The organism is Nocardia sp. NPDC004654 (genome assembly GCF_040609595.1).
In the GTDB taxonomy this organism is placed as follows: Bacteria; Actinomycetota; Actinomycetes; order Mycobacteriales; family Mycobacteriaceae; genus Nocardia.
In genome coordinates this window covers 252,363-267,443 of sequence record NZ_JBEXKI010000009.1, presented here as the reverse complement: position 1 = coordinate 267,443, position 15,081 = coordinate 252,363, and the positions used below count along the sequence as shown (strand labels likewise).

13 protein-coding genes are annotated in these 15,081 nt (G+C 68.7%); all 13 read right to left on the bottom strand.

What is annotated here, in order from left to right; all coding sequences use genetic code 11:
* Positions 1-2 precede the first annotated feature (2 nt).
* The 13 genes from ABZV58_RS28775 to ABZV58_RS28715 all read right to left on the bottom strand — a co-directional run bounded on the left by ABZV58_RS28775 (position 3) and on the right by ABZV58_RS28715 (position 15,012).
* The gene (locus ABZV58_RS28775) at positions 3-866 is read right to left on the bottom strand and encodes an MBL fold metallo-hydrolase (protein ID WP_355003309.1); all 864 of its coding nucleotides are present in this window, start codon (positions 864-866) and stop codon (positions 3-5) included.
* Between the two features lie 1,083 nt (positions 867-1,949).
* Positions 1,950-2,855: a hypothetical protein gene (locus ABZV58_RS28770; RefSeq protein ID WP_355003308.1), complete on the bottom strand. Its 906-nt coding sequence runs from the start codon at positions 2,853-2,855 to the stop codon at positions 1,950-1,952.
* Complete coding sequence (locus ABZV58_RS28765) at positions 2,852-3,730, bottom strand: DUF4913 domain-containing protein (RefSeq protein ID WP_355003307.1); 879 nt, start codon at positions 3,728-3,730, stop codon at positions 2,852-2,854. Before ABZV58_RS28765 ends, ABZV58_RS28770 begins: the two co-directional genes overlap by 4 nt.
* Complete coding sequence (locus ABZV58_RS28760) at positions 3,727-5,598, bottom strand: TraM recognition domain-containing protein (protein ID WP_355003306.1); 1,872 nt, start codon at positions 5,596-5,598, stop codon at positions 3,727-3,729. Before ABZV58_RS28760 ends, ABZV58_RS28765 begins: the two co-directional genes overlap by 4 nt.
* A 45-nt stretch (positions 5,599-5,643) precedes the next feature.
* Positions 5,644-6,756, bottom strand: coding sequence for a hypothetical protein (locus ABZV58_RS28755; RefSeq protein WP_355003305.1), 1,113 nt, complete (start codon positions 6,754-6,756; stop codon positions 5,644-5,646).
* 262 nt (positions 6,757-7,018) lie between these two features.
* Positions 7,019-8,002, bottom strand: a complete 984-nt coding sequence (locus tag ABZV58_RS28750) for a hypothetical protein (RefSeq protein WP_355003304.1) — start codon at positions 8,000-8,002, stop codon at positions 7,019-7,021.
* Between the two features lie 10 nt (positions 8,003-8,012).
* Positions 8,013-8,948: a hypothetical protein gene (locus ABZV58_RS28745; RefSeq protein ID WP_355003303.1), complete on the bottom strand. Its 936-nt coding sequence runs from the start codon at positions 8,946-8,948 to the stop codon at positions 8,013-8,015.
* 49 nt (positions 8,949-8,997) lie between these two features.
* On the bottom strand, positions 8,998-9,918 hold the full coding sequence (locus tag ABZV58_RS28740; protein ID WP_355003302.1) for a hypothetical protein: 921 nt from the start codon (positions 9,916-9,918) through the stop codon (positions 8,998-9,000).
* 51 nt (positions 9,919-9,969) lie between these two features.
* On the bottom strand, positions 9,970-10,953 hold the full coding sequence (locus tag ABZV58_RS28735; RefSeq protein WP_355003301.1) for a hypothetical protein: 984 nt from the start codon (positions 10,951-10,953) through the stop codon (positions 9,970-9,972).
* On the bottom strand, positions 10,950-11,486 hold the full coding sequence (locus ABZV58_RS28730; protein WP_355003300.1) for a hypothetical protein: 537 nt from the start codon (positions 11,484-11,486) through the stop codon (positions 10,950-10,952). Before ABZV58_RS28730 ends, ABZV58_RS28735 begins: the two co-directional genes overlap by 4 nt.
* Positions 11,483-12,154, bottom strand: coding sequence for a hypothetical protein (locus ABZV58_RS28725; RefSeq protein ID WP_355003299.1), 672 nt, complete (start codon positions 12,152-12,154; stop codon positions 11,483-11,485). The genes ABZV58_RS28730 and ABZV58_RS28725 overlap by 4 nt, the downstream gene beginning before the upstream one ends.
* Positions 12,151-13,296, bottom strand: a complete 1,146-nt coding sequence (locus ABZV58_RS28720; protein ID WP_355003298.1) for an NlpC/P60 family protein — start codon at positions 13,294-13,296, stop codon at positions 12,151-12,153. The genes ABZV58_RS28725 and ABZV58_RS28720 overlap by 4 nt, the downstream gene beginning before the upstream one ends.
* A 6-nt stretch (positions 13,297-13,302) precedes the next feature.
* Positions 13,303-15,012: a hypothetical protein gene (locus ABZV58_RS28715; protein ID WP_355003297.1), complete on the bottom strand. Its 1,710-nt coding sequence runs from the start codon at positions 15,010-15,012 to the stop codon at positions 13,303-13,305.
* Positions 15,013-15,081 lie beyond the last annotated feature (69 nt).

The window sequence follows — 15,081 nt, the reverse complement described above, 5'->3', positions numbered from 1 at the left end:
CACTATTCGGGCTGCCACTCGCGTTGCCCGTCAGAGTTGGTGGTGACGCGCCCGAGTTGGAGGTCGGCGAAATGGACACCGAAGCCGCGGGTGTTGGGTCGGGTGAGTTCGTCGAGTAGTCGCATCGCGGTCGCGCGCGAGAGCGCGGGCTCATCGTCGGTGACGGTGGTCAGATGCGGGTGGGTGATCTGGGCGGGCGTGGTCAGCGCGTCGCCGAAGGCGATCAGCCGCCGCCCATCGGATTCTATGAGGTAGCTGGTGTGGCCGAGGCTGTGTCCGGGGGTGGGGATCGCGGTGACGCCCGGGAAGATTTCCTCGCCGGAACCGATGGTGCGGACCTGGTGGGCGAAGATGTCCAGGACTTCGCGTGGGGTGCCGTCGACCGCGGCGAGTTCGGGGTGTTGCCATTCGGTGTGTCCGACCACCACCGTGGCGTCGGCGAATGGGCGGGCGGTGTGGCCGGGTGGGTGGGCCCACAGCCAGCCGATGTGGTCCATGTGCAGGTGGGTGATCGCGATGAGGTCGACCTCGGCGGGATTCTTGCCCGCGGCGGCGAAGCTGTCGAGCAACTGCCCGCCCCGCAGCAGCCCGACCGCCGTTGGCACCGCCAGCGGGCCAAAGCCCGCGTCGATCAGCATCGACCGGCCGTCGTGCTCGACCAGCAACGCGCCGACGCTGGCCACGAGGTAGCCGTCGCCGTTGATCAGATTGGCGTGTTCGGTCCACACGTGCTCGTCGGCCTCTGGCAGCCACGCGTCGGGTTCGAGTAGGGCGACCCCGTCGGGCAGATAGGTGATGGTGTGCTCGCCGATGCGCTGGCTGTGGACGGCGGCCGGGCGGGCGCTGCGGTGAAGGCTGAGGGGCATTGCGGGGACTCCTGTTCGTGGGGAACGGTGGGGGCGTGTGTGCGGCCGCCGTCGCTGGCGGCGGGACCGAGTCGGTGGGCGGCGAAGGTCTCGCCGTTGTGGTGGTCTGGTCATGTCGTGGGGGCGGGTCGGTGCGCGCATGTGGGGATCGAGTGGCAAGGCATGGGTCCTGTTTGCGGGCAGCTGGTTCCGGCAAGCCAGATCGCCGCCCTGGGGTTAGGGGTCTGGGCCGGCATCGCGATAGGCCTCGGTGGTGCTCGCCTCGCCGCCGTCGAGGCTCGCGTCGAGGTCGAGGTCGGAAGCGAGATGGGCTGGCATGGCGGCGGCGATCGCGGGCGCGCTCTGTCAGCTCTGCGGGTTTGGGCAGGTCGGCGTCGAGATCGGGGCTGGACGGGGTCCTCGCTGTGCGGACGTCGCGGCGCAGGCTCGACAGTGAACGTCGAACACTGGCCGCGACCGCGGGGCTTGCGTGGTTGCGCCATTCGGCGTTGAGCTCATCGAATCCGTCGTGCAGGTGCCGCTCGGTGTGCTGCTGCAAACGCTCGTCGGTGATGGTGAAGGCGCGGGCGCGTTCGCGCCCGCTCATCCCGAGCGCTGCCGCGGTATGGGTGGCGCGCGTCCACAGCGCATCCATGTTGCGCCGCAATTGCTGGGCGGCAGCGGGTTCGGGCTCGCTGGTGAAGCCGTGGAGGGTGAGCAGGTGTTCGCGGGCGGCGGTGATCGCGGCCATGTCGACGAGCTGGGCGGTGTCGGCGATGACCCGTTTGACCGTCCTGCGGCCCGTCTGCTGGCGTGTCGGGTTCCGCAGCAGTTGCTCGTCGGTCCAGGCGCGCCCGGTTTGCCCGGCTTGGCGTGCCTGGGCGACCCAGCCAGGGGGGATACCTTGGCTTCGTGCCGCGATCTCGGCGAGTTCGCGCTGCCGGTCGAGTTGCCCGAGCTGGTCGACTACCGCGGCGCTGTCGGCGGCGCTGTGCATGGTGTTGCGCAGTCGGGCACCTTCGGCGGCGAAGCGGTGGATCTCGCGCAACAGGGTGGCGTGCTCGGGCCGGAAATCCCTTACCCGCAGTTCGGTGTTCGGGCCGCTCATCGCTCCATCCCGTCCACCGCTGGCAGGGGCGTGATCTCGGTCCAGGGATCGGCGCCTTCGGGATCGCTGAATACCGGTGGCGCGGCGGCGGATTCGAGGCCGAACTCTGCGCTGTAGGTCAAGTTCGCCGCGTCGACGGCGGCCTCGATCTGTTCGGCGGCGCTGCGCGCTGGCTGGAACAGCGGCTGCGGCGGTTGCACCGCGGCACCGATGCGAGCCCGCAGAGTCTCGAGCCGCGGTAACGCTGCGGCGGTGTCGATCGGTATTCCGGCCTCGGCCAGAGCGGTGGCTTGCAGGGCGTAGCTGCTGGTGTCGGTGCGCATGGCGTGCTGCCAGCGTTGAGCGATTCCCTCGGCGGAAACGCCGTAGAGCATCGCCACCGAGGCCTGTACCCAGTCCTGGGTAGTGCCCCACAACTGGTGGCCTTGTCCAGCGGTGAGGCCGAACAGGTTCGCCACCCCCACGGTTCGGGTGTGCAGCGCGTGGAGGTTGGTGTCGAGCCCGGCGCCGTCCGCAGTGCTAGGGGTGGGGCGGTGGGCGGCCTCGAGTGCGGTCCACTCGCGCAGCCGCTGCACGTCGCGGTCGAGACCGTCCAGTATCCGGTCCCACTCGATCGGTTCCGGGGCACGTAAGTACAGGTCCGGGTGCCAGGTGATGCCGTGCTCGCCCCGCTCACGGACGTGGTCGATCCACGCCCGCGGCACAGCCGCGGCCAGCGCCGCCTCGCTCAACGCCTCGCGCGCGACGGAGTGGTGGTGGAACTCGGCATACCACGACGGCGGTGGGCGTTGACCGGTCCGCTGCTGGTGTTCGGTCGCGGTGGCGTGCAGGGCACGCAGGAGCACCGACTGGTTCTGCACACTTTCGAGCACCTTGACCTGCGCTGGTGTCGGCTCCTTCACGACCGGCCTGCCGCCGAGTTGTTACCAAGTGCACGGAAGTCGGGGCCGAACCCGAGCCGGTCGATCGAGGTTGTGGCTCCCGGCGGGCCGAACCAGTTCGCGGGGATCGGCACTGAGGGCAGCCCGGGTGTGGGATTGTGCTGCTCAGGTGTGCAGCGGTGCAGCGGCCCGTTGGCGGCATCGAGGATCAGCCGCATGTGCGGGTCGATGTGGCGGGTGAACAGGGTGCTCATCGCCATCTTGTCCTCGGCGCGCAGCGCGGCTTCGAACACCGCGTGCAACCCGGCCAGACGCACCGCGACCCCGTGGTGGCCCCACCACTGCCGACACCACGTGTATTGGCCCTCACGGTTGTTCGCCGCGATCCGCACCGAGGTCACCGGCAGCAACCACTCCTGCACGAACTGGCTGAAATGCGCGAACCGCGGCGGCGGCTTCTTCTCGCCGTTGCTGCTGCCGGTGTTGTTCTTGGGTTTCGCCAGGTTGCCCCAACTGGCCGGGACCGGGTCGAACGGCAGCGACGGTGTGGCCACGTGGGTGGTGCGGGTGCAGCGGTGCAGCGGTCCGTTGGCCGCATCACCGATGACCTTGAAGTGGGCATCGACGTGGGAGAGCAGGTACGAGCTGAACGCGTTTCCGGTCCGGGCGCGGCCCTGGGCTTCGAAGGCGCTGTGCAGGTGGGCCATCCGCACCGCGACCGCGCGGTGGGCCCACCACTGCGAACACCAGGTATAAGTGTTCTCTCGATTCGCCTCGGCCAGGCGCACGCTGATAACCGGCAGCAGCCATCCCTCGACGAAGTCGGTGAAATGCGCGAACTGCGGCGGCTTCGGCTTCTTCGTGCCGCCCGCAGTGGACGGGGTCGGGCTGGTCATGGCTGCTGCCCCGCCGTGGAATCGCGACCGTCGCTGGGCAGGACGATCGGTTGGGCGGCTTTGTCGAAGCGCGCCAACGATTTATGGATCAGGGGCGCGTATTCGGTGTCTTGCCACCAGATCTTGCGCACCACCACCGGCCCATGGCCCGGCAGCCGCACCACAGCGCGGTCCTTGGGCAACGCGCCCAGTAGCGCGACATCGAGGATCGGTTCGGCGCGCCAGGACAGGCTGCGCTGGACGCCTTGGGCCCCGTGGCTGCGGGAGCGGTCGGCCACATCGTGCGGGCCGGTCATCGCCGACCAGTGCTCGAGGTAGTCGGTGGCGGCGATTCCGCCGCCGTAGACCTCGATCGACTGCGCGCGCATGGTCTTCAACCCGCTGGCGCCCCACAGGTCTTCGCCCTGCTCCAACACTTGCAGGATGGTCATCAGGATGATGCCGCAGCCCCCGGCGTAGGTGTAGTAGCTGGGCAGTTCAGCGATGCGGGCGCAGTTGGCGGCCTCATCGAGAACGCCCAACAGCGGCACCGCCAGCCTGCCGTCTGGGCGGGCGCGGGCGGTATCGAGGGCGGCTTCCAAGATCTGGCCGACCAGCGCCGAGGTCAGTGGTGTCGCACCATCGGGTCCAGCCATCGACAGCGCATACAGCGTGTCGGTCGAGGTCACGAACTTCACCGGTTCGAATTCCGGCAAGCTGTGGGTCGGGTCCTGCTCGGATTTGTCCACGATAAGCCGCGTTTTGCCGCGGCTGTTCTTGTCGGTTTCCTCGCGCACGGCCAGCCGTCGCCGCCGTGGCGGGGTCACCATCCGGGCGTAGCCCTCATCGGTCAAGACGTTGAGGTAGCGGCGCGCCATGTCGTAGAGACCATCCCTCTGGCGCGCGTAGAGGGCCTGGGATTCCAGGATGCGTTCGGCCGGCCGGGGGTGGCCGTAGCTACGCAGAATCAGCGAGGGAGTCTGGTCCTGGTCGCGGCCGAGCCATTCGGCCACATGCAGCAGATCCCCTTGCGCGCAGGCGGCGGCATACATATACAACGCCAACAGTTCTTGGGCGCCGCCGTCGAAATAGGAATCGACCTTGGCGTTGGCGGCCTGAGAAGCCGAGCCGGAGGCGGCGGAGACGAAGAACCCGGCCAGCTTGCGTGCCGCGGGCAAGTTGTCGACTTGGGCGAGCAGGTTCACCCAGAACCCGCATTCGACTTTTCCGGTGACCGCTTGCAGGTCACACAGCCAGATCCGGCCGCGCTGTTCGCGCCCGTAGACGGTGTGCCGGAACAAGTCGGGCTTGTTCGAGGTGGCCAGGCACGGCCCCCACGCCGCGAGCACCGCGGGGATGGCCCAGGCCATGGTCTTGCCGGTGCGGGTGCCCGCGGCGATCGTCACCCCGAGCTCGGTGGGTACATACAGCTCGACCCCACCGATCACGGTTCTACCGAGGGGTGGGCCTTTCATCGCTTGGATGTCCGGGGCGGCGTCGCGCAGCAGCCGCCGGTTGGCGGCGATGTTGTCGCGTGCCCGCGCGAGCCGGATCTGGCCGGGGCGTTGCATGGTGCGCGCGGCAGCGTCGATTTCGTTTCCGGCCGACAGCGCTCGCCACCCGGCCACCGCCGCGGCGATGCCGACGGCGAGGAAGGCGACCAGCACCATGCTGGACTGCCAAGGCCACCGATGTTGGCCGGAGAGCACTGCCAGCAGCGCGCGGGCGGGGTGGGCGATGACGGATTGTCCGGCCCACCAGCTGCCCACGCACAGCGCCGCCCACACCAACAGCGCCACGACGATCACCGCCAAGGCCAGTAACAGCAGGGCGGTCTCCTCACCGATCCCGCGTTTGGTGCGGCGGCGGGTTTCGCGGGTCGAGAACATGAACAGAACTCCTTCGTGGTGAGTTGGGTTGGTACGAGGTGGTTTTCACGAGGAAACGTCGACGCCGAGGTCGCGGTGCTCCACCCCAGCGATGGCGTCCTCGGCGTGCTCGGTGCTCCAGTCGGCGACCTCGCCGTCCGGCATCGCGGCCTCGATCGCGGCCTCGGTCTGCGCGCCGCCTGTGAGTGGATCTGGTTCGGTCGCCTGCGAGTCGCGGTGGGCCAATGGGGGGTAGCCGGGCTGTTGGTGCCAGTAGCGGCCGTCGCGGCCGGCGAGGTAGACCGCGTCGATATCGGCCAGCGCGGCCCCGGCTTCGGCGGCCTCGACGCGTGCGGCGCGCGCGGCATCCAGTAGCGATTCCAGGCGCGCGATCTGGGCTTGGTCGTGCTCGGGTGAGCCGTCCCAGGTTTCGACCAACCGCGTGTGCTCGGCGGTGAGGTCTTGCACCTCGCGCAGCGCGGCGATCTGGCGGGTCTCTCGCTCGGATTGCGCACTGGCGCTGGTGTCGGCCACCGGTGCCGACCGCAGCCGGTCGGGCAGCAAGTCGGTGTGCTCGTGCTCGCCGCGGTCGAGGTCGCCGGCCTGTTCTTCGATCGCCAGCAGGCGATCGGTTTCGGCGATGATCATGTCGACACCGGCTAAGTCCAGCTCCGGCCCGCGCCCGCCGAGGGCTCGGTCGAGCAGGGTTGTGCGGTGTGCCTCGGGGGCCAGAGAGCGCTGTGGTGGTTGCCAGCGAGCACCGTCCTGGTCCGAGCCGGTGACGATGACTTCGAGGTGGCCGGTGAGTTCGGCGGCCTGGCGCAGGTTGCGCCACACCAGCTCGTCGACGGGTAGATCACCGGCTGCTTGCGCTTGATCGAGTCGGTTGAACAGCTGGCGTGTGGTTTCGGGGCGGACTTCCCACCCGGCGACCGCGGCCTGCATCTGCCCCCACAACGTGCGAGCCTCGACCGATTCGTGGCGGCCGTGCTTGGCGGCCAGCTCGTCAGCGCGGGCGGTGAGTTCGCGCCTGTGTTCAGCAGTCTCGCTGTGCGGGGCGATCTCCCGCAGCTGGTAGTAGAGCGAGAAATCGGCGCGGACCTCGGCTTCGAGACTGGTCGAGGCCTCGCGCCAGTAGGCGGGGTCGGTCGGTCCGCGGGGCGGATCGGGCCAGCTCATGCCCGAGCCCCCGGCTCCAGCTCAACGTTTCCCGGCGAGTGGGACAGGTGTGGTGATGCGGTGGTGGTGGACATCGACGACCTCCGGACAGTGGAAGGCGTAGCGCCAGGCGACCGCCAAGTGGTGGTGCGGCGCAGGAATGTCCCGGCAGTGAGGGTTCGACGTCACGGTCTGTTGGCCCGTGACCAGACGTCAACGAAACGCATTAGGCAGGAAAAGGTTCAGTTCGTCGGTGCGCAGTAGAGCCTTTCCGGTGTCGTGGTCATATCTCGGTGCCGAAATCGCTCGCGAGGCCAGGCTCGTAGGAGTCGGCGGGATAGTCGAGTTCACCGGCCCCGGCGGTGTCGGCGACGGGCAGCGCGGCGGCGGCGCCATCGGGCAGCGCGGCCTCGATAGCGGTGGTGATAGCGGTGTGGTCCTCGACTACACCGCTGTCGGACAAGGCGGCGTCGACGAAGCGCGCGCGCAGCGAGGCGCTGGCGGCGTCGATCATCTGCCGCGGCGTCGGTGGCGAGGCGTGCGCGCCAGCGGTGGGGGTGGCGGTAGCGGAGTCGGCGGGAAGGTAGGGCGGGATCGCCAGATCCGGGCTGGCGATGGCGTAGGAGTTCCATTCGGCGACCACACTGAGCTCGTCGTAGGTTTCGACGAACACCGCATGCGCGCGGCGTGCGCCTTCAGCGCTCGCGCCCCAGAGGGTTTCGGCCTCGGCGGGGGTGATCTCGGCGGCGTGTGCCAGGGCGGTGACGCGTTGGTGGCGAGCCGCCATGTTGCGGGCGAAGCGTTGTTCGGCGAGCGGGTCGGTGCCGAAGCTCCACCGGCCGGTGGCGATGCGGTCCGCGCGCGCCGCGGACAGACTGGCCATACGTTCCAGATGCCACAAATCCAGCCCGAGCATGTCGACATACATCTGCTGAGCGGCGTTGTCGCGCGCGGGTGCGTGCCGTGCGGACGACCGGATGGGCGAAGGGGCGTCACGGCCACCGAGTTCACGCATGTCCTCGATCCAGGTGGGATCCAGCCCCGCCGACAGCGCGGTCTGTTCGGCCAGTTCGCGCTCGGCTTCCAGGGTGTCCAGGTGTGCTAGGTAGGCGGTGCGGTGCTCGACGTTGCGATCGGGGTCCTCGGTGATTTCGTAGCCTGCGTTGCGGACGCGGGTGTGTTCGGCGGCCAGCATCCGGATCCGTAACAAGAGCTGGGCTTGCCAGCCGGCCACGGTGTCCGGCGGTGACGAGTCGGGGGTGGTCATCGCCGCCGCCTCAGGGCTCATAGCCAGGCGCTGGACCGGGATCGGTTGTCCGGTGGTCGGTTTGCGCGCTGGCTTCGCTGCCCCAGCTTCGACCCGAGTCATTCGGGAGTGCGGCCTCGACCGCTGACCCGATCCCCGCGGCGGTCGCCGACATCGCGGGATCGAGTGTGGGGATCGCTTCGGTCGCGTGATGGATCAGCACGGCCGGGGTCGGTGGTGCGAAGTCGAGCTGAGTGCCTGTTTCGCGGGCGAAGACGAGGTTGTCGCTGCCGCGGCGGGCCTGCGCTTCGATGCCGGGCCAGGCGTAGGTGCGCCACCGCTCATGCAGTGCGGCGTCGTCGTAGCCGCGCACCATCCCCGCCAGCTGCTGCCATCCGGCCGGGTCGCGTTCCCACAACTGGCTGGCTTCCTCACCGGTCAAGCCGATGACGTGCGCGGCGGTGTTGGCGCGTTCCCACAACGCGACCATGTTCGCGTCGAACTGCGCATCGGCCCCGCCGTCGCGGGCGACTCGGCCGTCGAACCCGCGCAGCCGGTGCTCCACGCTGATGACAGCCATGTGCTCGAGCTGCCACGCATCCGAGGCGATTTCTTCGATCAGCTGCGCGCGAGCGGGATCCTCGCCGTGTCGCAGTGTGGGCGCGGCATGGGCACTGTCGTCCCATTGCAGGCCGCGCTGCCCCGCCGCCCGCGCCTCGGCGATCGCCACGGCGGGAACCCCGACGGCGGAGGCGTGGAGCTCGATCTCGGTGCGGTCGGCTTCCAACTCCCGCAGATGAGCCCGCCAGGTTCGGATCGGGATATGCCCCTCCCCGTAGTGCGGCTGATATTCCGGATGCTCCTGCAGCAGTACCCGAGCGTGCACGGCGGAAAGGTTCTGGATGCGTTCGAGCAACCGCACTTTCCAGCTCGGTAGTCGCTCCAGCCCGGATAGCGAGTGATTCATCAGGTGTTCCTTTCGATGGAAAACGTTGCACCGCAGTGCCTTTGACCGCTCACAGGAGCTCCGTCCCCGGCGCCGGGTCGAGTTCTCGCTGATCGGCAGCGAGATCGGCGGCGTCACCGGCCGGATCGAGGTACCTGGCAGCGGGCGCGCTCACCCCCGCCGCATCGATCGCAGTGGCGATCGCGGTGGCGGTGGCATGGTCGCGGCCGGGATCGGGGTCGGTGACAGCCAGCGCAGCGGCGTTCGGGGAATGGTCGTTCGAGGCGGTGGCGGCGAGTTCGACCATGCGATCTGGTGAGGTCGGCATCTGGGCTGCGATGTCTTCCTGGGTGATCCCGGCCCACTGCAACACCAGCACCGGAGCCGCCACCACCGGGAACTCAACGCCTGCTACCTGCTGCCAGCGCATCGACAGTTCCTGATCGCTGTAGCCGCGCACCTGCCCGGCGACCACGGTGCTCCAGTGCTGGGAACCACGGCTCCACACCTGATGGCGTTCCTCTTCAGTCAGCGTCAGCGCATGCGAGACCGCACCCAGGCGCTGCCAGGTCATGCCCATGACCCGCCGAAACTGCGCGACCGTGTCGGCGCTGACCTCCTCACGACGGATGTGGGCGGCGCCGACTCCGGCCATGTCCTGCAACCCATGGACCTCCCGGGCCAGCGCGGCGATCAACGACTGCCGCGCCACGCGACCTGAGCCGAGCAGGACCTGACCCGGCTGCCAGGCCAGGCCGCGGTGACCGGCGGCGCGGGCGTAGTCGATCCACGCCTTGGGCACCCCGATCGCCAACGCGACGCTTTCGAGTTGCTCACCGGAGTGTTCACCGATATCGAGGGTGCGCAGCAACTCTGGCGACGTAGGGTCCGGGCCATCCGCGCGAGCGGACTCCCGCAGCTGCTGGTTGTCGCGCGCCAGGTTCTGGATCGCCTTGAGCAGATGCGCCTGCAACGGCGTCGGAGCGTCCACCTCACCGACCCCCGCCCCACCGTGGACCCGCCACGACCGTTTCGCGGGCGGTCATTGGTCTAGCCCTAGATCCGGTACCGGTCCCAGTTCGGGCTCCACGGGATCGATGACGATCTCGGCGTCGATGACGAGCCGGTAATCCACGTCGGTCACCCCCGTCGCCTTGACGGCTTCTTCGACGACCTCGCCGTCGAGGACCTCTACCTCCGCCTCGGCGGCGACGTCGCCGAGATCGTGCTCGAGGTGTGTGGCGTAGCTCAGTTCCTCAGTGAGGCCGGCAAGGTCGTCGAGCGAGCCTGTCCACGGCCCGGCTTCCTCGAACGCGGCGGCGAGCTCGGCGAGATCATGTTCGAGAAGTTCGTCGACGTCGAGGTCGGTGTCCTCGGCCAACCGCTCCCGGTAGGCCGCCGCGGCTTGGGCATGCTGATCCGACAGCCTCTCCGCTGCTTGTGCGCTGGCGAACGCCGCCGCTGAAGCCATCCCCGCCCCTGAATCACCGAGGTCGGTGAGCGAATCGCTGAAACCGGCAGCGCGACGGCGGATCTCGATGAGCAGCTGCTTGTACTCCACCTCCAGCTGGTGGACCTCGACAGCGCGGGTTTCGCGGTTGATGTAGCCGTCGATCCGATGCTGGTGGATTTCGGTCTTGTGCTCCCGCTCGAGCTCTCCCGCGGATTGGCGACGTGCCAGATCGGTATCGGCCCGCTCGATCTGACGCTCCTTCTGCCGCGTTTCCAGCTCGTGCAGCTCTCCGTCGCGCCGGATGCGGGCACGGACTTCCTCGACTTTCGCGGTATTCAAATCCCCCATCTGGCGGGCGGATTCGATCGCATCGACTACCCGGATGTGGTGTTCGGTGATCGAGCGTTGTTCCTTCGCGGTGGCGTGGTTCATGCGCTGGAGGTGTTCGGCTTTCGTACGCGCCTCCCCGCCGCGTCCGCGCATCAGCGCGGCGGTGGTGTGCGCGGTCTGCAACGCCTGCACAAACCCTTGCCGCACAACCTGGCTGCTCTCTTCGACCGGATCCCCGCTCACACCGCCACCTCCATCCCCGACAGCAGCCACGCCGAGCTCGCGCTGGCGCGGCGGACATCGGCGTAGACGGCGAAGTCGATGCCGGCCTGGCCTTCTGGCTGGAGGGTGGCGGCGAGAACGCGGCTGGTGGTGGTGGCGGTGTCGGGCGGGTGATCATCGGCGGTGATCCGCACCGTCGTGGTGAGCTCGACACCGTCGTGCTGCCAGTGCTGGAACTGCTCGGTGGTGATCGGCGCCCACACCAGCGCGGCCGGTTCGGCTTGTTCGGCGAAGCGAGGGTCCGTCAGCGCCGAGGCGGCGCGGAACGCGGCCCGTGGGTCGGCGTGCTCGCGCGGCCGGTAACCGAAGACCGTGCTCACCGCCGCGGTCAGGACCGCCTCGGCCGAGCACGGATCCAAGTCGTGGAAGGGCGGGGCGAACCGATCCGCTCGGCACTCGGAGGTTGCCAGCGTGGTGTCGGGACTGGTGGACGAGCAGCCGACCGCGCCGGTGAGTACCGCGGCCGTCGTGATGACCAGAATTGTTCTGTTCATGCCGGTTCCTGCGGTGGCTCGAGCAGTCCGCCCAGGTCGGTGCCGCACCAGTCGATGAAGGTGGGGCGGGTGCATTGTTCGGCGGCGGGGTGGTGCACCGGGTCGGTGCTCACCTCCAACACCAGCGCGGCAGCGACCGCGGTCTCGTGCAGCTTCACTAGTTCGACCCCGCGGTTGCGGGCCAGGACCAGGTGCAAGGTGGCGGCGTCGGCGCCCCACTGGACGCGAGCCTGCCCCGCCAGCCAAATAGCCTGCCGTGCCGAGGTTTCCGCCGCCGCGGTACCGGTGTCGATGACGCATTCGCGGGGGAAGCGGTTGTGCCAGATGACATGCCCGTCGGCGCGGCAGATGGTGAAGGTCGTCATCGTCGCCGCCGAGAACAGCCTCAGCTGCGGACCGCGCTGCGCCATGGTCACCAGTCGGCGGTGCACGCTGCGGCGCGCGGCCTCGACCTGGCGCAGGCCTTCGTAGTCGATCCCGGCGATATCGTGCAGCGCGGTCACGAACCGCTCGAAACTGGCCGAGTCGCTGAAGCCGTGCCCGATCGCGACCTGGTCGAACTGGCGCTTCCTCGTGAGCTTGCGCAGCTCGGCGGCACGCAACCGCACAAGTTTCTCCGGGGTGACCCGGCCACCGGTGACTGGTCTGGGTAGTGGGTGGGTGTTCATGTGCGACCTCCTGGGAGGCTGGTGTCGGGACTCGAAGCGGCGGCGGCGGAGTAGCGGCGCACGTCGATGTGCTCGCCGTCCCACGCCGAAAGCGGGGTGAGCGTCACGGTTTGCCCGGACTGCGGGGCGTGCAGCAGCAGGTCGCGGCCTTGAGAGTCGCGGCCGTAGTAGATGCCGACATGATGGGAATCCGCATCGCCCGGGGCGGTGAAGAAGATCAGATCTCCCGGCGCCCGCTCGGCGAACGGAACGATTTCGGCGGTCGGGTGGTCTTGCTGGGCTTGGGTGTAGTGCGGCAACCGGATTCGCCCGCCCGAGGCGTGATAGACCGCGTAGAGGGTGAGCCCGGAGCAGTCGAAGCCGCCGCCGGTCGGGCCGGTGGTGTCCCCGCCGCCCCAGACATACGGGGTGCCCATCCAGCGGGCTCCATGCTCGATCACCGCACGCCCGAACTCGCTCGCCTCCGCCGGCAGCGGGGCGCCGGAGCCGTTCGGCCCACAGCCTGCTGCCGGTCCCCCGCTTGATGTGCGGAGCATCGACGCTGGGTCGATGTCGGCGAACAGGACATACAGCCGTCGCGCCAGCTCGAGCTGCCCGCTGTAGGCGTTCGGTGCCGAACGTTCGATCTCCTGGGCCAGCTCGGCCGGGGACATCGCCCCCGCGGTAATGCCGAGTCGTTCGGCTTGGTCGTAGAACCAGTTGATCTGATAAACCGGATCCATCAGGACCGCGATGCCGACCGATCCCCAGATGCTGGCGCGCATCTGGTGCGGGCCGACTGAATCGTGGTCGTAGCCGAGCCCGTCGTTGGCGTAGTTCAGTGACTCCGGAACTGCGGGATTGGCCAGGTTGCGGAAGCTGGATTCGGTGGCCTGCGCGGCCAATTCGGCGATGATCACCGACTCCGGCATCCGACGCTGCTTGCCGATCGCCACCCCGTTGCGCGCCAACTGCAACTGCCGCTCCGACAGCCCCGCCACCGTCTGCCCCGTCGGGCCACTCACCCCCGCGGCACCACCGGACGCCAGCGGTGTAGCGCAGGACATGGCAGGGTCGGCGCCGACGACGATCAGCAACAACAGCAGCAATACCGCTGGCAAGCCCAGCGCGGTGGCGGTCACCGCGCGCGAGGAGGTGTCCACAATCCATCACCTGCTCGCTTCACCACTAGTGGGGAGGTTGTCGAACCGGCGGTTGGTGTTGTGCACATCCGCATCACGCTCGGCCGGTGTGAACACCATCCGGAAAGGAATCCCAGGCTCGTTGGCTTCACCGGTCTTGAGCAGGAAACAGCCCGTGCCAGGAGGGGTTTCACGTCTCGACGGGTCGAGGTCGTCATCCGAGGGCGGCCGCGGTGCCGCCCAGGAGGTGACGAGCAGTTTCTCGGTGTCGGTGATCCCGACCGCGTTGCGGATGCGGTCGATCTCCTCCGGCCCCACCGGGCCGATGAGTTTGGCGCGCGCTCGTTCGAAGAAGCCCAACGCTTTGGCTTGCGCGGCCGGGGAGTCGAAGGCGGCGAGGTCTTTGATCGTGTGGCTGCACATGATCAACCCGGTCGCGAGCATCCGGTTGAGGCGGGTCAACGCATCGACACGGTCGACCATGAACTCCCCCACCCCGAGCACCCGCCAGATCTCGTCCATGACGACCTCGAACGTGCGCGGCGGCGCGAGCCCAGCATCAGCGAGCGCGTGCGCGGCGGCGACCGCGCCGAATCCTTCACTCCAGCAGACCATCAGCACCGCGGCCAGCAGTTTCGTATCGCCCTCGGGGATACGAGAGACATCCACGCACACCGCTGCGCTCGTCAGATCCAGACGGGTGGTGGTGGGACCGTTGAAGATCGCCCCGAACGGGCCCTCCACCAGCGCGCGCAGAGACCTACGCAGGGATTTGGTGCTCGCCCGGTAGGCGCCTTCGTCGTCTTCCTCGGCGAACCGGCGTAGTTGCTCGCCGCCGCCGGAGATGACCGCGAGCAGATCTTCCAGCAGCGGCGGATTGTCATAGCTGAAACCGCCTGTTCCGCTGTAGAGTTCGCGCAGCCCGGCGGCGATCAGGACTTCTTCGTAGTCGGCGACCCGCGACCCGCGCACCAGCTCGATCAGCCCGGCGACGATGTTGACCTGCCCGGCTTCGACGCGCGCGGTGACTTGGCGGCGTTGATCGGGGTCGGTGAGCCGCTCGACTATCGCGCCGAGTGCTCCGACGTCGAGGGGGTTGAGGGTGCCGTGCCCGTATCCGACGTCGACGACCTGACCGCCGAGGCGTTCGACGAGGTCGCGGTAGTCGGGTTTGGTGTCGCCCATGCACAGCACCGTTTCCCCGGCCGCGACCGCACCGGTCACCATCCGCCGGATCAGGCTGGACTTACCGAAACCGTTGAGCGCCAGCACAAATGCGATCGGTGCGGTGATGAACCCCTTGAGGAACCACGACATCGGGTCGAAATGCACCGGAGCGCCGGTGATGTAATGCGCACCGACCGGCGTGCCGACCGTGGGGGCGCTGGCGCCGACACTGAACGGGAACAACCCGGCGACCTGGACGGTGGTGGCCCGCCATTCCGGGGTGGCCGCGACGACGGCGGCGCGACCGCCGCCGGGCCCGCGATAACCGCGGTCGGTCAGGTGGGCCAGCGATCGGTCGAAGCCATCGCGGCCGCGGTCTTCCGCGCGGCGGGCGGCGGTGGCGCGTCGATGATCATCGCTCGATATCGCCAGCCGCGCCCGCCAACCACGCAGCCCGGGCTTAGCGGCGGCGGCCTCGGCCGCGGCGCGCGCCTGGGAGGTGAGCACACGCACGCCCGCGACGATCTCGGTACGAGCAGGCCGTACCTGTTTGGACTGCTTGGCGTTCATGCCAGCTCTCCATCACTCAGGTTCGATTGGAGGTGGACGGGAGCAACGAGCCGCAGACCAGGGGCCTTT